We start from the raw sequence: 20,680 nt of genomic DNA, 5'->3' as shown, positions 1-20,680 counted from the left end.
TTGCTGCGCGCCCATTTCATTTTTTGTAGCGGGTGCTGTGATGTCAGATACCAAGCCTAGGGTCGTGGGCGAAGTCTTTTTTGTGCTGCTGCTGCTGGCGGTGAGCCTGTTTTTGCTCTGGTCGGCCTACACGATCTCGGGCTTTGAGTCTTTTGCCTCGGCAGGGGCGGTGCCCATGGCCGCTGCGGGACTGATGGCGGTCTGCGCCTTGGTGATCTTGGTGCAGACGCTGCGCCGCCCACCCGGCGAGCCAGAGGCCGGCTTGGTGCGCCGCCTGATGGTGCAAGTCACCCCCCCGGCTCTGCTGTTCATGCTGGTGCTCATCGTCTTGTACGTGGTGCTGCTCGAGCAACTGGGTTTTTTGTTGGTCTCTTTTTTGTTTTTGTACGCCTCGATGTTTGTGCTCGGCAGTTTCCGCTGGTTTCTGAACCTGGTGGTGAGCGTGGGCACGCTGGTGGTGATCTACATTGTGTTTGAAGAGCTGTTTTCGGTCGTTTTGCCGAGTGGTCGCCTGTGGCAAGGGGTGTTTCAATAATGGAACTGGTGCACGCCTTCTTTGCCTCTTGGATCGACCCGTGGCTGTTGCTGCTGGCCGCGATCGGCACCTTTGCCGGGATTTACATCGGCGCCATACCGGGCCTGTCGGTCACCATGGCGGTGTCGATTCTGGTTTCGTTCACCTTCAAGTGGCCGATACATGACGCGCTGGTGCTGATTTCCGGCATCTTTCTGGGTGGGGTGTATGGCGGCTCGCGCAGCGCCATTTTGCTCAACATACCGGGCGCGCCGGCGGCCGTGGCCACCACGCTGGACGGCTACCCCTTGGCCAAAATGGGCGAAGCGGGCAAGGCGATCGGCCTGTCCACCGTCATGTCGGTGATCGGCGGTTTTGTCGGCATTGCGGTGCTGGCGATCGGGGCGCCATTGATTTCCGATCTGGCCCTGATGTTCAGCCCGCGCGATTACCTGCTGCTGGCCGTGATGGGTTTGTTGCTGGTGGGCGGGCTCACGGGCGACTCGATGGCCAAAGGCGTTTTTGCCGCCGCCCTCGGGGTGCTGATCTCGACCGTGGGGCTGGACCCGCTCACCGCCGAGGCGCGCCTGACTTTCGATTCGTTGCAGCTGTCGGCGGGCATCAACTTCATTGCCGCCATGATCGGGCTGTTTGGCGTGGCCGAGGTGCTGGCGCAGATGCATTACCTGCACGTCAAGGCGGTCAAGCAAAACGTGAGCAAGATCATCCCGTCTTGGGCGCTGGTCAAGCAGCACTTTCCGCTTTCCATGCGCAGCTCGGCCATCGGGGTGGGCATCGGGGCGTTGCCGGGTGCCGGTGGCGACATTGCGTCCTTGATGGCTTACGACCACGCACGGCGCTCGACCAAAAACCCCTCGCGCCCCTTTGGTCAGGGCGCCTACGAAGGGGTGGTGGCACCCGAGAGCGCCAACAACGCCTCGGTCGGCGGGGCCTACATTCCCATGATGACGCTGGGCATTCCGGGCGATGCCGTGACGGCGGTGATCATCGGCGCCATGTTCATCCACGGTCTGCGCCCTGGGCCGCTGCTGATGACCGAGACGCCCGATTTGTTCTGGTTCATCGTCGGCTCGCTCGTGCTGGCCAACATTTTCTTGCTCATCTTTGGCCTGACCGGCATCCGCATTTTTGCCAAGGTGGTCGAAACACCCAAGGCCTTTTTGTTGCCGGTGATCTTGATTCTGTCCGCCGTCGGCGCCTACGCGATCAACAACAACCCGGTCGATGTGTACTGGATGCTGGGCTTTGGCGTGCTGGGTTACCTGATGAAGATTTACGGCTTCCCGGTGGCGCCGGTGATCTTGGGGATCGTGCTGGGGCCCTTGTTGGAGCGCAGTTACCGCCAGTCGATCCTGATGACGGGCGAAGACCCGGTGCTGTTCTTCACCGAGTTTTTCACCTCGCCGATCTCCGTCATCCTGCTGCTGGCCTTGGGCTTTAGCTTGCTGGTGAGCACGCCGTGGTGGAAGCGCTGGCGCAGCCGGGGTAAGTAGGCGGTGTGTGTGGGCGGGGGCAGCCCATCAATCGCCTTCCGTCGGCACACCGGGTAGGGCCTGCAACTCGCGCTCAATCTGTTCAATGCTGGGCAGGCCGGTTTGCAGTTCAGCCGGCAACGATTCCAGCAGCTTGAACTCGGCCACGCCCATGGGTTGGGTCTTGTCGCCCAAGGCATACTCGGCTACCACTTTGTTCTTGCTCTTGCACAGCAGCAGGCCGATGGTGGGTTGGTCGTGCTCACCCTTGATCTGGCGGTCCACCGCAGTGAGGTAAAAACCCAGTTGCCCCAGATGCTCGGGCTTGAACTGGCCGCCTTTGAGCTCGATCACCACGTAGCAGCGCAGCTTCAGGTGGTAGAACAGCAGGTCGATGAAGAACTCGTCGCCCCCTACCTCCAGCAGCACCTGCCGCCCCACAAAGGCAAAGCCTGCGCCCAGCTCGAGCAAAAACTGCGTCACATGCTGCACCAGCGCTTGCTCGATGGCGCGCTCCTGTGCATCATCGTGCAAACCCAAAAAATCAAAGCGATAAGGGTCCTTCAGCGACTCGCGCGCCAAGTCGGAGAGCGGCGCTGGCAGGCGCTCGGCAAAGTTGGTGATGGCTTGGCCTGCGCGGGTGTGGGCGCGGGTTTCGATCTGCATCACCAAGACGTTGCGCGACCAGTTGTGCTCAATCGCCTTGGTGGCATACCAGCGCCGTGCCGCGCTCTCGGTCAACTTGTCCAGTAGGGCAAGCTGGTGGTACCAAGGCAATTGTGCAAGCACCGCTTGCACAAATTCAGCCTCGGGCCAAGCTTGGGCAAAACTGCGCATGTACTTGAGGTTGCGCGGCGAAAACCCCTTCATGTCCGGGAAGGCGGTGCGCAAATCGTGCGCCAGCCGCTCGATCACCTTGGCGCCCCAGCCCTCGCGGCTTTGGCGCTGCAAGATGTCGCGGCCTATCTGCCAGTACAGCAGCACCAGCTCGCGGTTCACCGCCAGCGCGGCGCGCTGCTGAGCGCTGTGGATGCGGATTTTGAGCTCGGCCAGCCAGTCGGCATAGCCCGCTGGCGGCGCGGTGATGGCAATCGGGCGCTCGCTCATGCCAGCACTCCAGCGCTCAGGGCCCAGCAGCGCAGCGCCGACCACTGGGCTGCGCCGGGTTGTGCTGCATCTTCAAGTTCCCAGTCCATCTGTGTCCCTCCGCTGCGTAAACCGGATGCCGCTCATCCGTTTCCATCCGTCCCCGTCCATTCTAGGCCACCCACCCCCGCTAAAATCAAAGGTTTGCACCCACACCCCCACAGCGCACCATGGCCGACGACACGCACCTGCCCGCCGACGAAAACCACCTGATCTCCGAGCGGCGCGCCAAGCTGCAGGCGCTGCGCCAAGCGCAGGCGGCTGGGGGGCCGGTGGCGTTCCCCAATGACATCAAGCCGCAGCAGCGCGCCGAGGCCTTGCACGCCGAGTACGGGGCCTTGAGCAAAGAGATGCTCGAGCCGCTGCAGGTGCGCGCCAGCGTGGCCGGGCGCATGATGCTCAAGCGCGTGATGGGCAAAGCCAGCTTTGCCACGCTGCAAGACGGCTCCTTTGGGCCCACCGAGGGGCGCATCCAGATCTACCTCAACGACGCCAGCGTCGGGGCCGAGCAGCACGCCGCCTTCAAGCACTGGGATCTGGGCGACATCGTGGCCGCCGAGGGCACCCTGTTCAAAACCCGCACCGGCGAGCTCACGCTGCAAGTCGAGCGGCTGCGCTTGGTCACCAAGAGCCTGCGGCCGCTGCCCGACAAATTTCACGGCGTACACGACCAAGAGCTCAAGTACCGCCAGCGCTACGTCGATCTGATCACCGACCCGCAAGCGCGTCGCCGCTTTCTGGCGCGCAGCCTGGCCGTGAGCAGCCTGCGCGAGTTCATGCTGGCGCACGACTTTCTCGAGGTCGAAACGCCCATGCTGCAGCCCATACCGGGCGGCGCCAATGCGCGGCCTTTCGTCACGCACCACAACGCGCTCGAGCAGGACATGTACCTGCGCATCGCCCCCGAGCTCTACCTCAAGCGGCTGCTGGTGGGCGGTTTCGAGCGCGTGTTCGAGATCAACCGCAACTTCCGCAACGAAGGCATCAGCGTGCGCCACAACCCCGAGTTCACCATGATGGAGTTCTACGCGGGCTACTGGAACCACCTCGACCTGATGGTGTTTACCGAGCAGATGATCCGCCACGTGGCGCAGCGTGTCTGTGGCGGCACGCGGTTGCAGTACCAAGGGCGCGATGTGGATTTGGGCGCGCCGTTCGAGCGCCTCACCATCCGCGAGGCCATCGCCAAGTACAGCCACGCCGGCGCCCACGCCGACGACCGCGCCTGGCTGCAAACCCAGTTGCAGCAGCTCGGCCTCGACCCAGTCAAGCAGCGGCTGGCCGAGCGCAGCCTGGCCGGTTTGCAAGTCATGTACTTTGAAGAAACCGTCGAGCCGCAGCTGTGGCAGCCCACCTTCATCTGCAACCACCCGACCGAAATCTCGCCGCTGGCGCGCGCTTCCGACACCGACCCGAGCATCACCGAGCGCTTCGAGCTCTACATCAGCGGGCGCGAAGTGGCCAACGGCTTTAGCGAGCTCAACGACGCCGAAGACCAAGCCGCGCGCTTTGCCGCCCAAGCGGGCCACAAAGACGGCGGCGACGACGAGGCCATGTACTACGACGCCGACTTCGTGCGCGCGCTCGAGTACGGCATGCCGCCGGCCGGCGGTTGCGGCATCGGCATCGACCGCTTGCTGATGCTGCTCACCGACAGCCCCAGCATCCGCGACGTGATTCTGTTCCCGGCGCTGCGCCGGGAGGGCTGAATCAGGAGGGGCAGAGGGGCAGGGTGGCCTAGCCTTGCCAGCCTCTCAGCGCGCCTCAACGGCTTAAGCCGCCTCCAGCGCCAAGCGCATTTTTTTCAGCGCCGCAGCCTCGATCTGCCGTATGCGCTCGGCGCTCACGCCGTATTCGGCCGCCAGTTGGTGCAGCGTCATGCCGCCGCTGCCGTCGTCGGCCACCTTGAGCCAGCGCTCGCTCACAATGCGGCGCGCGCGTTCATCGAGCTGCCCCAGCGCCTGCTGCACGCCCTCGCTGGCCAAGTGGTCGCGCTCGCGCGCCTCCAGCACCGCACTCGGTTCGTGGCCGTTGTCGGCCAAGTAGGCGATCGGGCCGTAGGCCTCCTCGCCGTCGTCGCCCGGGCTGGGGTCGAGCACCACGTCGCCGCCGGCGAGCCGGGTCTGCATCTCGAGCACGTCGGCGCGGCGCACCTTGAGCTCGCGCGCCATCGCGTCCACCTCGAACTCGCTCAGTTGCTCGCGGTGCGTGTCGGCATCGCTCGCCTGCGCCTTGAAAGCCTGCTTCATGCTGCGCAGGTTGAAAAACAGCTTGCGCTGCGCCTTGGTCGTGGCCACGCGCACCATGCGCCAGTTTTTGATGATGTATTCGTGGATTTCGGCCTTGATCCAGTGCAGCGCGTAGCTCACCAGCCGCACCCCCTGCTGCGGGTCGAAGCGCTTGACGGCCTTCATCAGCCCCACGTTGCCCTCTTGGATCAGGTCGGCGTGCGGCAGGCCGTAGCCCAGGTACTGGCGCGACACCGACACCACCAGCCGCAGGTGCGACATCACCAGCCGCCCGGCGGCCTCGAGGTCGTTGTGCTGCTGCAGGCGTTGCGCGTAGTCGTGCTCTTCCTCGGCGGTGAGCAGCGGCAGGCGGTTGACGGCGCTGATGTAGGCGTCTAGGTTGCCCAGCGGGGGCAAGACCAGCGCCGAGGTGCCCGTCCAGCCCACGGGGGCGGAGGGCGCGAGTTGGTAAGGCGTAAACGGTGCAAGGGCGGTGCTGCTCATGGGGGCATCTCCTTTGATAGTCAAGCCGTGCGGCTCTGGCCGATAGGGCAACAATTGAATATTAGCACTCTATGGCGTTGAGTGCCAAGAGCGGCGGTGGCAAGAACCCAAAAAGACACTGCCGAAGCAGGAACAGTGCAGCCCCGAAGCAGGGCGCGCCAGCAAGCCAGTCGGTAGGCTCCGTAGGCGGCCAGACTCAGGCTGGCGCAGTGGCGCTGCGCGTTTGGGCGCGCCGCTGTGCCATCTCGCGACCCATGCCCGCTTGGTCGTAGGCTTGCAGGCGCTTTTGCGCTTCCGGGTAGGCCAGCGATTCTTCGAGCAGCAGGTGATCGAGGTACAGCGCCTCGAACACCTCCAGCGCGTGTTGCAGCTCGGCGTGGTCAAACCATTGGCTGCCCGTGCTCAATGCAGAGATGGCGGGTGCGATGTGCAGCCAGTTTTCTTCCAGCCAGCCGTGGTCTTGTACCAAGCGGCGCGCGGCGGCAGCCAGTTCTTCGTCGCGGCTGGCCAGCAGCACCGGAAAGATGTGGGCCTCTTCGTCCAGATGGTGTTGGCGCGCTTCGCCGTTGAAAAAATCCAGCACTGTGCGCGCCTGCCGGCGCCCGGCGGCGTCGAGCGTCTGTGTCTGGCAGGCCTCGACCGTGGCGCGCAACAAAACCAGATGGCGCTGCAACTCGCGGTGGGATTGATCCAAAAAGTCAAACAGGGCGATTTGGGAGCGGGGGCTTATCATAGGGCGCTTCCTCCGATTGAATTCTTTTGCATTATCCTGCGCGTTGCGCGCAGCTTGGTTTGATCAAGCGCAAACAAGCGCGGTTTAGGCGAGTGGAGAAAAATGTTTGCATCTGACTTTGAACCTTCTCCTGGGCATGCGCGGGCCGTTTGGCCTTTGGGGGCAGCACACCACGCGTGGGGGCGCTTGGCCCTTACAGGGCTGATTCTGGTGCTGGCACTGTGGCTCAGCGCTGCCCAGGCGCAAGCCAGCCCGGTGCGCACCCAGGTGTTGGCGCAGGGGCTGGAGCACCCGTGGGCGCTGGCCTTCATCGGCCCCGAACAGGTGCTGGTGAGCGAGCGCGCCGGGCGCTTGCGCGTGGTCGGCTTCGACGGCCGCATCAGCGCGCCGCTGCAGGGCCTGCCCGACATCGACGAAGGCGGGCAGGGCGGCCTGCTCGACGTCATCACCGACAGCGCCTTTGCCAGCAACCGCACCATCTACTTTTGCTATTCCGAACCAGCCCCGGCCGGCGGCGGCAACTCCACGGCTATGGCCAGCGCGCGCCTGTCGGCCGACTTGCGCCGCCTCGAGCAAGTGCGCGTGCTGTTTCGCCAAAGCCCCAAGGTCGGCAGTCGGCACCACTTTGGCTGCCGCATCGTCGAGGCGCCCGACGGCCATCTGTTCCTCACGCTGGGCGACCGCTTCAGCCGCATGGACGATGCGCAAACGCTGGACAACCACCACGGCAAGGTGGTGCGCGTGGCCAAAGACGGTTCGGTGCCGCGCGACAACCCGCTGCTGGGCCGCGCCGGCGCCCTGCCAGAAATCTGGAGCTGGGGGCACCGCAACCCGCAGGGGGCGGCTTGGGGGCCGGATGGCCAACTGTGGATTCACGACCACGGCCCGCGCGGCGGCGACGAGCTCAACCGCGTGTTGCCGGGGCGCAACTACGGCTGGCCGGTGATCACGCACGGCGTCAACTACATCGGCACGCGCATAGGGGCCGGCATCACCGAGCACCCCGGCATGGAGCAGCCGCTGGTGCACTGGACGCCCTCGATCGCGCCCTCGGGCATGGCGTTTTTGCGCAGCAACCGCTACGGGCCGCAGTGGCAGGGCAATTTGTTCGTGGGCGCGTTGCGCGGCCAGCACCTGCTGCGCCTGCAGCTCGAGGGCACGCGCGTGCTGGCCCAGCAGCGCCTGCTCGAAGACCTGGGGCAGCGCATCCGCGACGTGCGCGAAGGCCCAGACGGCCTGCTCTATGTGCTCACCGACGAGCGCGACGGCCAGCTGATCCGCCTGCTGCCGCCTTGATGCCCGGCGGCCCGGCTGCGCTTGCCTACACAATCGGGGTTTGCGCCCTTGCACCAGCACGCCCCACCCGCCATGAACACCGATCCGTCTCCCGTTGAGCATTTGCAGGCCCTGTTCGAGCAGCAGCGCGCCGCCTTTGCGCGCGCGCCCATGCCCACCTTGCACCAGCGCCTAGCGGGCCTGCACGCGCTGCGCAGCGCCCTCGTGCGCCACCAAGAGGCGCTGATCGCGGCCGTGCACAGCGATTTTTCGGCCCGCTCGCGCCACGAAACCCTGCTGGCCGAAATCCTCACCACGCTGCAGGGCATCGCGCACACGGCGCGACACTTGCGCGGCTGGATGAAACCGCAGCGGCGCAGCGTCAGCGTGCTGTTTGCGCCGGCCAGCAACCGGGTCTATTTCCAGCCGCTCGGGGTGGTGGGGGTGATGGTGCCGTGGAACTACCCCATCCAGCTGGCCCTGCTGCCGCTGGTGGGGGCGCTGGCGGCGGGCAACCGCGTCATGCTCAAGCTCTCGGAGTTCACACCGGCCACCAACCAAGCCCTGCGCACCCTGCTGGCCGAGGCTTTCGAAGAAGACACGGTGGCCGTGGTCGAAGGCGCGCTCGAGGTCTCGAGCGCCTTTGCACAGCAGCCTTGGGACCATCTGCTGTTCACCGGCTCCACGGCGGTGGGCAAGATCGTGATGGCGGCGGCGGCGCGCAACCTGACTCCGGTGACGCTCGAGCTCGGCGGCAAGTCGCCAGCCCTCATCGCGCCCGACGCCGATCTGGCGGTGGCGGCGCGGCGCATCGCTTTTGGCAAGCTGCTCAACGCCGGCCAGACCTGCATCGCCCCCGACTACGTGCTGCTGCCCGCTGGCCAAGAACAGGCTTTTGCGCAGGCCATGCAAGCGGCGGTGGCGCAGCTCTACCCCACTTTGCGCGCCAACCCCGACTACAGCGCCATCGTCAACCAGCGCCAGCACCAGCGCCTGCAGGCTTGGCTGGAGCAGGCGCGCGCCGGCGGGGCGCAGGTGATCGAATGCAACCCGGCCGCCGAAACCTTCGAGGGCACGCGCAAAATGCCGCTGCAGCTGCTGCTCGGGGTGCCCGAAAGCGCCACCGTGCTGCAAGAGGAGATTTTTGGCCCGCTGCTGCCGGTCATCGGCTACGCCAGCTTGGACCAAGCGCTGGCGCACATCCGCAGCGGCGCGCGCCCGCTGGCGCTGTACCTGTTCAGCCACGACCGGCAGGTGCAGCAGCAGGTGCTCGAGCGCACGCACAGCGGCGGCGTCACCATCAACGACACCCTCATGCACGTGGCCCAAGACGAGCTGCCCTTTGGTGGCGTGGGCGCATCCGGCATGGGGCAGTACCATGGCCACGAGGGCTTTCTCACCTTCTCCAAGGCCAAGGGCGTGCACGCCAAGGGGCGCTTCAACAGCGGCGAGCTGGTCTATCCGCCCTACGCGCCCGCTGGTGGCGGCTGGCTGCTGCGCCAGTTGTTGCGCTGGTTTATACGCTGAGCTGTGCGCTGAGTTATGCGCTGAGTTATGCGCTGAGTTATGCGCTGAGCTTTTCCGGCACGGCTTGGGTTTGCGCTTCTGGCGCCGTGCGCTGCCCGCTGCGCTGGGGCCAGTGCACGATCTCGAGTCGGCCGTCGTGGTGCTCGACCAAGGCGGTGAGGCTCTCGACCCAGTCGCCGTCGTTGCAGTACAGCGTGCCGTCGATGTCGCGGATTTCGGCGTGGTGGATGTGGCCGCAGACCACGCCATCGAAGCCGCGCTTGCGCGCCTCGGCCGCCACCGCGCGCTCGAACTGCTGGATGTAGTTGACCGCGCCCTTGACGCTGTATTTCAGGTACTGCGACAGCGACCAGTACGGCAGCCCGATCCGGGCGCGCAGCGAGTTGAAGCGCGTGTTCAGGCGCAGCGCCAGATCGTAGAGGTTGTCGGCCAAGTAGGCCAGCCACTTGGCGTACTGGATCACGCCGTCGAAGTGGTCGCCGTGGATCACCCACAGCTTTTTGCCGTCAGCGGTCTGGTGGATCGCGTCTTCCACCACCTCGACGCCGCCAAACTGGTGGCCGATGAAGTGGCGCGCCAACTCGTCGTGGTTGCCCGGCACGTAGATGACCTTGCAGCCCTTGCGCGCACGGCGCAAAATCTTTTGTACCACGTCGTTGTGGCTCTGCGGCCAGTACCACTTGCGGCGCAGCTGCCAGCCATCGATGATGTCACCCACCAGATACAGCTTTTCGCTCGGGTGCGCCTTCAGGAAGGCCAGCAGCGCCTTGGCTTGGCAGCCGGCGGTGCCGAGGTGAAGGTCGGAGATGAACACCGTGCGCAGGCGCCGCCCCGAGGCGTGCAGTGCGTCGTCGCCGTCGCCGTCGTCGTCGGCCGGGTGCGGATGGGCCAACGCAGACGCCGCCGCCGAATCGGCAGCCGCCCCGGCAGACCACAGTCCTTGCAGGTGGGTGTCGGGGGCAAAGCCGCTGCGCATCAGGCCCCCAGCAGGTGTTTGCGGTAGCGCGGCGGCAGGTCGGCCAAGCGCATCATCATCGGCAGGTCGGCGGTGTTGAAGTCCGGGTCCCAGGCCGGCGGGCCCAGCACCTTGGTGCCCAAGCGCAGATAGCCTTTGATGAGCGCCGGCGGTTCGACGACCAAGGTGGAATCGAGGCGCTCGATCGGCAGCGGCAGGCGCGGGCGCACATGAAACTCGACCGAAGCCAAGTGCTTGAGGCTCAGCTGCCGCCAGATGCTGGCCGCCGCGTGGCCGCCGCCCGATTCGGGGGTCATGGGGATGCTGGCGCAGCCGATCATGGTGTGCAGCCGGTTGCGCGTCATGAACTCGCCCAGCGCGCTCCAAAGCGCCAGAATCACGCCGCCGTGGCGGTGCTCGGGGTGCACGCAGCTGCGCCCGAGTTCCACCATCTGCTCGCGCAGCAGCCGCAGCCGCGTCAGGTCGAATTCGGTTTCGCTGTAAAAGCCGCCCACGCGCTTGGCTTGGGTGGGCGTGAGCACGCGGTAGGTGCCGATCACCTGCTCGCTGGCGGCGTCGCGCACCAGCAGGTGCTCGCAGAAGTCGTCGAACAGATCGATGTCGTGCCCGGGCAGGGTCTGCGGCAGGCGCGCGCCCATCTCGAGCGCAAACACCTGGTAGCGCAGGCGCTGCGCGGCGCGCACTTCGTCTAGATGGCGGGCCCAGCTGACATGGAGGGGGGCGCTCTGGCAAGCCGCTGGGCGCGGCGCCACCGGCGGCAGGCCCAACCCTTGGGGTTGACGCAGTTTTTCCAGCACAGACAGATCGGTCATGGATGAAAGCTCCTTTGCCTGGCGATTCTTTGGCTGCCGTGTGTCCTGCAAATGGCACTGGCATGAATTAATCGTGACAGCTGCCAAAAATCGGGCATTCATCAATATTTCATGGGCTTGCAGCAACAGTGACACGCTCAGGCGGCAGCGACGGTTCGGCCGACTTGCAACACGTGCTGGCGGTGGCGCAGCAGATCGGGCGCCACCTCGACGGCTTTCTGGTGGTGGTCAACAAATCCACCGTTCCCGTGGGCACGGCGGCGGCGGTGTCGGAGGCGATTGCCAGCGCGTTGCGTCGCCGCGGGCGCAGCGGCAGCCCTTTTGCGGTGGTCTCAAACCCCGAGTTTCTCAAGGAGGGGGCGGCGATGGAGGACTTCACGCGGCCCGACCGGATCGTCATCGGGCTGCCCGCCGGGGCCGAGGGCGAGCGCGCGGCAAGCAACGGCAGCAGCAGGGCGTGGCCGCGTTGTTGTGAGGGGTTTGCTCAACAGCGCCCCGCGTTCAAGCCGGGCGTGTGCCTGCGCTTTTTGTGAGCATTTGCAACCACAAATTTTCGGTCTGCTGCACGATCTGGCCCCAGTCCAGCGCCTCGGTGCGCGCGCGGGCGGCCCGCCGCAGCGCCTGCACAAGCTCGGGCTGTGCCGCCAGCAGCTGCGCGTGCTCGATGAAGCGTGCGCTGTCGCCAAAGGGTGCCAGCAGACCGCTTTCTTGGTGCCGGATCAGCTCGGCCGGGGCGGCGTAGTCGTAGGCCAGCACCGCCAGGCCGCTGGCCATGGCCTCGGGGATCACGTTGCCGTAGGTCTCGGTCTGGCTGGGGAACAAAAACACGTCGGCGCTGGCGTAGTGCTGGGCCAGGTCGGTGCCGGTGCGCATGCCGCACACCAGCGCCTGCGGGCACAGCGCCTGCACGTGGGCGCGCTCGGGGCCGTCGCCCACCAACACCAGCTTGCAGCGCGGCTGCACCTGCTGCATGGCGGCAAAGGCCTGCGCCAGCAGGTTCAGGTTTTTCTCGGCCGCTAGGCGGCTCACAAAGAGCACCACGCAGTCGTCGTCGGCCGCGCCCCAGGCGGCGCGCAAAGCCGGGTTGCGCTGCGCCGGGTTGAAACGCTGCGTATCGACCCCGCGCCCGACCACCCGCAGCCGCTCAAAGCCCAACGCCTGCAACTCGGCCTTGAGGCTGGCGGTGGGCACCAAGGTGCAGTCGGCGCCGTTGTGAAACTTGCGCAGATAGGCCATGATTGGCTTTTGCAGCCAACCGACGCCGTAGTGGCGGCTGTAGGCATGAAAATTGGTGTGAAAGTCGGTGCTCACCGGCAGCTTGAGCTTGCGCGCCGCTTGCAGCGCCGACCAGCCCAGTGGCCCCTCGGTGGCGATGTGCACCAGATCGGGCCGGCGCAGCGACCACAGCCGCAGCAGCGCGCTCTTGGCCGGCAGACCAAAGCGCACCTGCGGGTATTTCGGGATCGGCAGGCTGCGCATCAGCACCTGCTCCAGGCCGGCTTGTGCGCTGGGCTGATCGGTGCCGGCTTGGCGCGAGCGCACCACCTGCAGGTCGTGACCGCGCGCGCGCAGACCGTGCACCATGCGCTCGAGCGTGAGCGCGACGCCGTTGACTTCGGGGCTGTAGGTCTCGCTCACCAGCGCCACACGCAGCGAGCGCGGCGTGTGCGGAAAATCTTCGATCAGGAGCGGGCAGGGGTCGGGGGCGTTCATGCGCCACATGCTGGGCGCAATGCGTAACAGGCGCGTGACGCATTGATGAAGTAATCGTGACAAATCAGGGTTTGTCTGCGCTTGCGGTGCGCGCGCTTTTGCGGCACCATGCGTCATCTAATCTTCATCAAAACGACATAAACAGCGAGCACAATGCGCAGCCTCAGGCCAGTCGTTGGGATTGGCTGCATGTTTTTTACGCTTAACCAGGAGCCTACTCTCATGGCCTTGAAGAAAACCTTGCTGGCATACACGCTGGCTTTTGCGGCCGCCACCAGCGCCGTGGTCGCACACGCACAAGCGCCGGCTGCCGCCCAGCCGCGCACCGAAATCCAGATGTGGATGGGCCTGACCGGCGTCAACGGCGAGTTGCTCAGCCGCTTTGGCGAAGACTTCAACCGCAGCCAGAACGAGTACCGCGTCGTGGTCTCGTTCCGTGGCCAGTACCCCGAGCAGCGCGCCGCCGCCATGGCCGCTTTTCGCGCCGGCAACCCGCCCCACATCATGCAGATGTTCGACGCCGGTTCGGGCGACATGATCCAGTCGCGCGGCGCCATCATCCCGGTGTCGCAGGTGTTCCAGCGTGCTGGCATCGCCTTCAACCCAGCCGACTTCATCGCCCCGGCGCGCGGCTACTACGGCCTGCCCAACGGCGAGCTGCTGTCGATGCCGTTCAACGTCTCGACCGCCGTGCTGTTTTACAACCGCGACGCCTTCACCCGCGCCGGCCTCGACCCCAACCGCCCGCCGCGCACTTGGCCCGAGATGATCGCCGCCGCCAAGCAAATTCGTGAGCGCAACGCCGCCGAGTGTGGTTTCACCACCACTTGGCTGGCTTGGATCATGCTCGAGCAGTTCAACGCCCGCCACAACCAGCAGATCGGCACGCTGGACAACGGCCGTGGCGGCGCTGCCTCCGAGCTCACGGTGAACAACGCGCTCAACCAGCGCATGGTGCAAACCCTGATCGACCTGCAGCCCACGCGCGCCTTCTCCTACGGCGGGCGCTCCAACGACGCTGCGGCCAAGTTCATCAGCGGCCAGTGCGCCATGCTGCTGCAGTCTTCGGGCGGTTTGGCCGCCATCCAGCGCGACGGCCGCTTTGCCCTGGGCACCGCCCAACTGCCGCATTGGCCTGACGTGCAAGGCGCGCCCTTTGCCACCACCATCGGCGGCGCCTCGCTGTGGGTTTTTAACGCCCCCAACCGCACGCCGCAAGAGATGCGCGGCATCGCCATGTTCCTCGACTTTTTGCGCTCCGACCGCGTGATGACCGAGTGGGCGCGCACCACCGGCTTCCTGCCGGCGACCAACAGTTCGTTCCGCGCCATGCAGCAAGCCGGCTTCTTCACCCAAAACCCCGGCCGCGACGTGCCCATCCTGTCGCTGATCGAAGCGCGCCAAGGCCAGTTCACCCAAGGCTACCGCTTTGGCCGCTGGACCGAAATCCGCGACATCTACCACGAAGAAGTTGAGCGCGCCCTGCAAGGCCGCCAGACCGCCGCCCAGGCCCTGCGCAACTTCGAGCGCCGCGGCAACGCGCAACTGCGCGCCTTTGAGCGCTCGGTCAACTAAGATCCAAACACGCACTATTGCCTCCCAGCCTCTGAGCTTTAACCCCGCCACTTAGGCGGGCTCGGGTAATCGAACCGCGCCCGCCCTTACAGCCCGCCCCCCACCCGGGGCGGGTTTGCTTATGCAAAGAAAAGTCATATTCCCCAACCGCTGGCTGCCCTACGCCCTGCTGGCGCCGCAGCTGGTGGTGACCCTAATCTTCTTTATCTGGCCCAGCCTGCAGGCGCTCATGATGGCGTTTCAGGAGCAAGACCCCTTCGGTCTGTCCGTGCGCTTTGTCTGGTTCGACAATTTCGTTATGGTCTTGACCGACCCCGAGTACTACAACACCTTGGTGCGCACGCTGGTGTTTGCAACGGCGGTCACGCTGTTGGCCATGGTGCCGGCGCTGCTGCTGGCGCTGGCCGCCGACGCCTTGCTGCGCGCGCGCAGCGCCTACACCACCGCGCTCATGATCCCCTACGCCATCGCGCCGGCCATTGCCGGGGTGCTGTGGTTGTTCATGTTCAACCCCGCCATCGGTGTGGTGGCGCACACCTTGCAGGTGCTGGGGCTGGACTGGAACCCCACGCTCGACGGCAACGACGCCATGCTGCTGGTCATCATGGCCTCGGCTTGGAAGCAGGTGGCCTACAACTTTTTGTTCTTTCTGGCGGGCTTGCAGTCGATTCCACGCTCGCTGCTCGAGGCCGCAGCCATCGACGGCGCCGGCCCATGGCGGCGCTTTCGCACCATTGTTTTTCCGCTGCTCTCGCCCACCACCTTCTTTTTGCTCGTGGTCGGCTTGGTCTATGCCTTTTTCGACACCTTTGGCGTCATCCACGCCGTCACCGCCGGCGGCCCGGCCACCGACACCACCACGCTGGTCTATAAGGTCTATACCGACGGCATGATCGCGCTCGACCTCGGCGGCTCGGCGGCGCAGTCGGTGCTGCTCATGCTCATGGTCATCGGCCTGACCACGCTGCAGTTTCGCTTCCTCGAGCGCCGGGTGCACTACTCATGAACAACAGCCCATCGCACTCGCTGCCGGGTCAGGCGCTGGCGCACGCCGTGATCTGGATCGGCATCGCCATCACGGCGCTGCCGCTGTACATCGCTTTTGTCGCCTCCACCCTCAGCAACCCCGACATCGCCCAAGCCCCCATGCCCCTGTGGCCGGGCGACCAAGGGTGGGAGAACTACCGCACGGTGATCATCGAGGGCATGCAGGGCGGGCATTTGTCGCCGCCGGTCTGGCTCATGCTGTTTAACAGCTTGATCATGGCGCTGGTGATCGCCGTGGGCAAGATTTCGGTCTCCATCATCTCGGCCTACGCGGTGGTGTTTTTCCGCTTCCCCGGGCGCATGTTCTGCTTTTGGCTGATCTTCATCACCCTCATGCTTCCGGTCGAGGTGCGCATCTTGCCCACTTACGAAGTGGTCACCGATCTCGGGCTGCTCAACACCTTTGCCGGCCTGACGCTGCCGCTCATCGCTTCGGCCACCGCCACGCTGCTGCTGCGCCAGTTCTTTCTCACCCTGCCCGACGAGCTGGTCGAGGCCGCCAAGATGGACGGCGCCGGCCCGCTGCGCTTTTTCTGGGACGTGGTGCTGCCGCTCACCCGCACCCAGCTGGCGGCGCTGTTCGTGATCATGTTCGTCTATGGCTGGAACCAGTACCTGTGGCCGCTCATCATCGTCACCGACCAGAACCTCGACACCATCGTCGTCGGCATCGCCAAGCTCATCGGCACCGGCGACGCCACCACCGACTGGAACCTGGTCATGGCGACCACGCTGCTGGCCTTACTGCCTCCGGCACTGGTGGTGTTGTTGATGCAAAAGTGGTTCGTCAAAGGGCTGGTGGACAGCGAGAAATAACCTCCGAAAATACGAAAAATTATGGCTACGCTGGCACTCAATCAAGTCAAAAAAAGCTACGGCATCGGTCCGGGCGCGCTCCAAGTCATCCACGGCGTCGATGCGCAGATCGCCGACGGCGAGTTCGTGGTCATCGTCGGCCCCTCGGGCTGCGGCAAAAGCACCCTGCTGCGCATGGTCGCCGGGCTCGAGTCGATCAGTGCCGGCACGATCCAGATCGGCGAACGTGTCGTGAATAATGTGCAACCGGCCGAGCGCGACATCGCCATGGTGTTCCAGAACTACGCGCTCTACCCGCACATGAGCGTGTTCGACAACATGGCGTATGGGCTGCGCATTCGCGGACTGTCGGCGCCCCAAATCCGCGAGCGTGTGGCTGCCGCCGCCCGCATCCTCGAGCTCGCGCCGCTGCTCGAGCGCAAACCCAGCCAGCTCTCGGGCGGGCAGCGCCAACGCGTGGCCATGGGGCGCGCCATCGTGCGCCAGCCGCAGGCTTTTTTGTTCGATGAACCGCTCTCCAACCTCGACGCCAAGCTGCGCGCCCAGACCCGGCTCGAAATCCAGAAGCTGCACCGCGAACTGGGCATCACCTCGCTCTTTGTCACGCACGACCAGGTCGAGGCCATGACGCTGGCGCAGCGCATGCTGGTCATGAACGCCGGCCGGGTGGAGCAATTTGGCACCCCCGAAGAGGTCTATGAGCGCCCGGCCAGTCTGTTCGTGGCCGGCTTCATGGGCGCGCCGCCCATGAACCTGCTGCGCCACGCCAGCGGCGTGCGCCCCGGCACGGTGCTGGGCATCCGGCCCGAGCACCTGGTGATTGGCGACAGCGGCTGGGACACGGTGGTCGATTCGGTCGAGCTGCTCGGGGCCGAGCGCCTGATCCACGCCCGCCTTGGGGATGAGTTGCTCACCATCCGGGTCTCGGCCCAGCGCGCCATCCCCGACCTCGGTCAAGCCCTGCGCGTGCAGCCGCAGCCCGAGTTCATCCACACCTTCGACGCCGCCACGGGGCTGTGCCGTTCTTGATGCGCCCATGAACCCAGCCAACCCCACCGGCCTGCCCGACTGGCCCTATCCCTACTGGATCGCGCACCGCGGCGCGGGCAAAGAGTGTCCCGAAAACACCTTGTGCGCCTTTGAGCACGGCAGCGCCTGCGGATTTTCTATGTTCGAGTGCGATGTCAAGCTCAGCGCCGACGGCGTGCCCTTTTTGCTGCACGACGACACGCTGGAGCGCACCACCAACGGCCGCGGCCCAGCCGACGCGCTGCCTTGGGCCGAACTGGCGCAGCTCGACGCCGGCGGCTGGCATTCGAGCAACAGCGCCGGCGAGCCCTTGCCCACGCTGGCCACCATCGCCGCCCACTGCCTGCAGCAAGGCGCGGCGCTGAACATCGAAATCAAGCCCATGCCGGGGCAGGAGGCCGCCACTGGCAGCGCCGTGGCGCTGGCCGCGCGCGCGCTCTGGCAGGGCCAGCGCGTGCCGCCGCTGCTCAGCTCCTTCCAGCCCGCTGCCTTGCAAGCGGCGCAGCAGGCCGCGCCCGAGCTGCCGCGCGCGCTGCTGCTCGATACCCTCTGGAGCGGCTGGCCCGAGGTGGCGGCGCAGCTCGGCTGTGTGGCCATCGTCTGCCAGCATCGGCTGCCAGACGCGGCGCTGATGCAGCAGGCGCGCGCCATGGGCTGGCGCGTGCTGTGCTACACCGCCAACCGCGCCGCCGACGTGCAGCGCTTGCGCGCACTCGGTGTCGATGGCCTGATCACCGACGAAATGCACTGGGCGCGCAGCCAGAATCTGGATTAGCCGGGGCTCGGCCGGGGTTCAGCGCAAGCATTGGCGTATCATCGGCGCGCATGAGCTTGCTGGCACTCGACGTGGGCAACACCCGCCTGAAATGGGCGCTGTATGAGCAGCCCGTCATGGGTGCGCGCATGCTGGCGCACGGGGTGCAGTTCCTTGAAAACATCGACAAACTGACCGAGGGCGACTGGATCAACCTGCGCCCGCCGCGCATGGTGCTGGGCAGCGTGGTGGCCTCCGATGCCATCAAGCGCCGGGTCGAAGCACAGCTCGAAATCTGGGACGCCGCGCCCGAATGGGTGGTGCCCAGCGCCGCCGAGGCCGGCGTGATCAACGGCTACGACCATCCGGCCCGCTTAGGGGCCGACCGCTGGGTGGCCATGATCGGCGCGCGCCAGCGCCTGCTGGCGCGCCAGCAGCTGCGGCCCTGTGTGGTGGTGATGGTCGGCACCGCAGTCACGATCGAGGCGCTCGACGCCGAAGGGCGTTTTCTGGGCGGTTGCATCCTGCCCGGGCACGGCATCATGCTGCGCGCGCTCGAATCGGGCACCGCCGGCCTGCACGTGCCCACCGGCGTGGTCAAGCCCTTTCCCACCAACACCAGCGACGCTCTCACCAGCGGCGGCACCTTCGCCATCGCCGGCGCGGTGCAGCGCATGGTTGACCAGCTGGCCCAGCACTGCGGCCAAACCCCGGTGTGTTACATGACCGGCGGCGCCGCTTGGAAAATGGCCCCCAGCATGAGCGTATCGTTTGAGCTGGTCGACACCTTGATCTTCGACGGCCTGCTGGCGATCGCGCATCAGCGCGCGTCCGACCGCGCCAACCAGCGCCTAGCCAGCTCCACCCAGTAGCTGCCGCCGAGCGCGATCAGCTCGTCGTTGAAGTCGTAGCGCGGGTTGTGCAGGGTGCAGGGCCCGGCGTCGTGGCCGGCGCCGTAGCCATCGCGGTGCGCGCCGTCGCCGTTGCCTATAAAGGCGTAGGCACCCGGTTTGGCTTGCAGCATGTAGGCAAAATCTTCTGCCCCCAGCGTGGGCTCTTGGGCCAGCACCTGCTGCGGCCCCACCAGGTCGAGCATCACGCTGCGCGCAAACTCGGCCTCGGCGGCGCTGTTGATGGTGGGCGGGTAGTTGCGGTGGAACTCAAACGTGGCCGTGGCCCCAAAAGCCGCCGCCGTGTGCTCGCACACCGTGCGCATGCGCTGCTCGATTAAATCCAGCAGCTCTAGGCTGAAGGTGCGCACCGTGCCCTGCAGCACGCAGTGGTCTGGCACCACGTTGGTGGCTTCGCCGGCGGCGATCATGGTCACGCTCAGCACCCCGGCCTCGATCGGTTTTTTGTTGCGGCTGATGATGGTCTGGAACGCCTGCACCATCTGGCACGCCACCAGCAGCGGGTCGATGCCGTTGTGCGGCAGCGCCGCGTGGCAGCCCTTGCCGTGCACGGTGATTTTGAACTCGTTGCTCGAGGCCATCACCGGCCCCGGGCTCACGGCAAAACTGCCCACCGGCATGCCAGGCCAGTTGTGCAAGCCAAACACCGCCTGCACCGGGAAGCGCTCAAACAGGCCGTCAGCGATCATGTGCCGCGCCCCGCCGCCGCCTTCTTCGGCCGGCTGGAAGATGAACACCACCGTGCCCTCGAAGTCACGCGTCTGGCTCAGGCACTGGGCGGCGGCCAGCAGCATGGCGGTGTGGCCGTCGTGGCCGCAGGCGTGCATGCGGCCCGGGTGCCGGCTGGCGTGGGCAAAGGTGTTGAGCTCGGTCATGGGCAGCGCGTCGAGGTCGGCGCGCAAGCCCACGGCGCGGCCACAGGCACCGCCATCGCGCCCGTGCAGCAGCCCCACCACCCCGGTGCTGCCCAAACCGCGCACCACTTCTAGGCCCCAAGCGCTCAGGCGCTCGGCCACCACTTGGGCGGTGCGGTGCTCCTCAAAGCACAGCTCGGGGTGCGCGTGCAAATCGCGCCGCAGCGCGGTGAGCTGCTCGGCCTGAGCCACGATGGCGGGGTTGAGTTTCATGCTTGCCTCCTTGCAATAGGCTCGAAGGCGATGTTAGCCCAAAGCCCGTGGTCGCGCCCAAGCGTGCCCGCTTAAACCCCGACGCCTGGCTGCAAGCCTAGGCCCCAGCCAACCAGTGCGCGTGATGCTTACTCTAGGCCGTCCACCAGATCGATGTAGCGTTGCATCGCTGCGTCGGTGCTGGTGCCCTTGAGCGCCGCCCAAGCATCCCATTTGGCGCGCCCGACCAGATCGCCAAAACCCGGCTTGGCGCCGCTCACGTCGCCTTCGGTGGCTTGTTTGTACAGGGCGTAGAGCTTGAGCAAAGTGGCGTTGTCGGGCCGTTGCGTGAGCTCTTTGCTGGCCGCCACGGCGGCTTCGAATGCGGATTTGAGATCGGTGTTCATGACGGTAATAGTACGATCGTTCGTGCTTTTTGTCAACCGTAAGTGCGCCAGCGAGCCCCCCTCACGACCGCATCTGCTGCTGCCAAGACAGCAATTGACAAGCAATTGACACCA

The 20,680-nt window shown here is 65.9% G+C and carries 19 protein-coding genes and 1 pseudogene; 12 read left to right on the top strand and 8 right to left on the bottom strand.

The features are described 5' to 3' along the window. The first annotated feature begins 40 nt into the window (after positions 1 to 40). A complete protein-coding gene (locus tag ACVMK0_RS09330) occupies positions 41 to 535 on the top strand; it encodes a tripartite tricarboxylate transporter TctB family protein (RefSeq protein WP_476463625.1) in 495 nt (164 codons plus the stop codon). Then, entirely contained in the window at positions 535 to 2,028 is a 1,494-nt protein-coding gene (locus ACVMK0_RS09325) for a tripartite tricarboxylate transporter permease (protein ID WP_045536597.1), read from the top strand. The genes ACVMK0_RS09330 and ACVMK0_RS09325 overlap by 1 nt, the downstream gene beginning before the upstream one ends. 27 nt (positions 2,029 to 2,055) lie before the next feature. Here the strand turns inward: ACVMK0_RS09325 and ACVMK0_RS09320 are convergent, their stop codons facing one another. Then, positions 2,056 to 3,114, bottom strand: a complete 1,059-nt coding sequence (locus tag ACVMK0_RS09320; RefSeq protein WP_045537980.1) for a PDDEXK nuclease domain-containing protein — start codon at positions 3,112 to 3,114, stop codon at positions 2,056 to 2,058. Between the two features lie 209 nt (positions 3,115 to 3,323). Between ACVMK0_RS09320 and lysS the strand changes: the two genes are divergently transcribed. Beyond that, the gene (gene lysS, locus ACVMK0_RS09315; protein ID WP_045536595.1) at positions 3,324 to 4,862 is read left to right on the top strand and encodes a lysine--tRNA ligase; all 1,539 of its coding nucleotides are present in this window, start codon (positions 3,324 to 3,326) and stop codon (positions 4,860 to 4,862) included. A gap of 63 nt (positions 4,863 to 4,925) precedes the next feature. On the opposite strand, the gene rpoH is transcribed toward lysS, so the two are convergent. Both rpoH and ACVMK0_RS09305 read right to left on the bottom strand, forming a co-directional pair. Then, on the bottom strand, positions 4,926 to 5,885 hold the full coding sequence (rpoH, locus tag ACVMK0_RS09310; RefSeq protein ID WP_082027346.1) for an RNA polymerase sigma factor RpoH: 960 nt from the start codon (positions 5,883 to 5,885) through the stop codon (positions 4,926 to 4,928). Positions 5,886 to 6,081: 196 nt separating this feature from the next. Further along, positions 6,082 to 6,618, bottom strand: a complete 537-nt coding sequence (locus ACVMK0_RS09305) for a hemerythrin domain-containing protein (RefSeq protein ID WP_476463624.1) — start codon at positions 6,616 to 6,618, stop codon at positions 6,082 to 6,084. Between the two features lie 186 nt (positions 6,619 to 6,804). Here ACVMK0_RS09305 and ACVMK0_RS09300 point away from each other — a divergent pair, with 186 nt between their 5' ends. Continuing rightward, positions 6,805 to 7,914: a PQQ-dependent sugar dehydrogenase gene (locus ACVMK0_RS09300; RefSeq protein ID WP_476463623.1), complete on the top strand. Its 1,110-nt coding sequence runs from the start codon at positions 6,805 to 6,807 to the stop codon at positions 7,912 to 7,914. 72 nt (positions 7,915 to 7,986) lie between these two features. Continuing rightward, on the top strand, positions 7,987 to 9,420 hold the full coding sequence (locus tag ACVMK0_RS09295) for a coniferyl aldehyde dehydrogenase (RefSeq protein ID WP_476463622.1): 1,434 nt from the start codon (positions 7,987 to 7,989) through the stop codon (positions 9,418 to 9,420). A 37-nt stretch (positions 9,421 to 9,457) separates the two neighbouring features. Here the strand turns inward: ACVMK0_RS09295 and ACVMK0_RS09290 are convergent, their stop codons facing one another. Together ACVMK0_RS09290 and ACVMK0_RS09285 are read right to left on the bottom strand one after the other, a co-directional pair. Then, complete coding sequence (locus ACVMK0_RS09290) at positions 9,458 to 10,396, bottom strand: UDP-2,3-diacylglucosamine diphosphatase (protein WP_476463621.1); 939 nt, start codon at positions 10,394 to 10,396, stop codon at positions 9,458 to 9,460. After that, positions 10,396 to 11,208 (bottom strand): GNAT family N-acetyltransferase, encoded by an 813-nt coding sequence (locus ACVMK0_RS09285; RefSeq protein ID WP_250960951.1) that lies wholly within the window; start codon positions 11,206 to 11,208, stop codon positions 10,396 to 10,398. Before ACVMK0_RS09285 ends, ACVMK0_RS09290 begins: the two co-directional genes overlap by 1 nt. A 149-nt stretch (positions 11,209 to 11,357) precedes the next feature. Here ACVMK0_RS09285 and ACVMK0_RS09280 point away from each other — a divergent pair. Further along, a pseudogene (locus ACVMK0_RS09280) lies at positions 11,358 to 11,642 on the top strand (UDP-glucose 6-dehydrogenase); the annotation flags it as partial. A 67-nt stretch (positions 11,643 to 11,709) separates the two neighbouring features. Here ACVMK0_RS09280 and ACVMK0_RS09275 read toward each other — a convergent pair. Next, positions 11,710 to 12,921, bottom strand: a complete 1,212-nt coding sequence (locus tag ACVMK0_RS09275; protein WP_476463620.1) for a glycosyltransferase family 4 protein — start codon at positions 12,919 to 12,921, stop codon at positions 11,710 to 11,712. 222 nt (positions 12,922 to 13,143) lie between these two features. Between ACVMK0_RS09275 and ACVMK0_RS09270 the strand changes: the two genes are divergently transcribed. From ACVMK0_RS09270 to ACVMK0_RS09245, 6 genes are all read left to right on the top strand, one after another. Further along, positions 13,144 to 14,496, top strand: coding sequence for an extracellular solute-binding protein (locus tag ACVMK0_RS09270; RefSeq protein WP_045536586.1), 1,353 nt, complete (start codon positions 13,144 to 13,146; stop codon positions 14,494 to 14,496). Between the two features lie 121 nt (positions 14,497 to 14,617). Next, positions 14,618 to 15,502 (top strand): sn-glycerol-3-phosphate ABC transporter permease UgpA, encoded by an 885-nt coding sequence (gene ugpA / locus ACVMK0_RS09265; RefSeq protein WP_045536584.1) that lies wholly within the window; start codon positions 14,618 to 14,620, stop codon positions 15,500 to 15,502. Next, a complete protein-coding gene (ugpE, locus tag ACVMK0_RS09260; protein ID WP_476463619.1) occupies positions 15,499 to 16,359 on the top strand; it encodes a sn-glycerol-3-phosphate ABC transporter permease UgpE in 861 nt (286 codons plus the stop codon). Before ugpA ends, ugpE begins: the two co-directional genes overlap by 4 nt. Before the next feature lie 21 nt (positions 16,360 to 16,380). Beyond that, complete coding sequence (gene ugpC / locus ACVMK0_RS09255) at positions 16,381 to 17,388, top strand: sn-glycerol-3-phosphate ABC transporter ATP-binding protein UgpC (RefSeq protein ID WP_476463618.1); 1,008 nt, start codon at positions 16,381 to 16,383, stop codon at positions 17,386 to 17,388. Positions 17,389 to 17,395: 7 nt separating this feature from the next. After that, on the top strand, positions 17,396 to 18,163 hold the full coding sequence (ugpQ, locus tag ACVMK0_RS09250; protein ID WP_476463617.1) for a glycerophosphodiester phosphodiesterase: 768 nt from the start codon (positions 17,396 to 17,398) through the stop codon (positions 18,161 to 18,163). A 50-nt stretch (positions 18,164 to 18,213) separates the two neighbouring features. Then, positions 18,214 to 19,014, top strand: coding sequence for a type III pantothenate kinase (locus ACVMK0_RS09245; protein WP_045536577.1), 801 nt, complete (start codon positions 18,214 to 18,216; stop codon positions 19,012 to 19,014). Here the strand turns inward: ACVMK0_RS09245 and ACVMK0_RS09240 are convergent. Both ACVMK0_RS09240 and ACVMK0_RS09235 read right to left on the bottom strand, forming a co-directional pair. Next, positions 18,963 to 20,180: a M20 aminoacylase family protein gene (locus ACVMK0_RS09240; RefSeq protein WP_476463616.1), complete on the bottom strand. Its 1,218-nt coding sequence runs from the start codon at positions 20,178 to 20,180 to the stop codon at positions 18,963 to 18,965. The two genes, ACVMK0_RS09245 and ACVMK0_RS09240, sit on opposite strands and share 52 nt — an antisense overlap. Before the next feature lie 128 nt (positions 20,181 to 20,308). After that, positions 20,309 to 20,566 carry an acyl-CoA-binding protein gene (locus tag ACVMK0_RS09235; protein ID WP_045536575.1) on the bottom strand — a complete coding sequence of 86 codons (258 nt, stop codon included), beginning with the start codon at positions 20,564 to 20,566 and terminating at the stop codon, positions 20,309 to 20,311. Positions 20,567 to 20,680 lie beyond the last annotated feature (114 nt).

It is taken from the genome of Serpentinimonas sp. SSL01 (assembly GCF_056323735.1).
The sequence above is the reverse complement of the archived record's forward strand: the minus strand, read 5'-3'. Positions and strand labels throughout refer to the sequence as shown.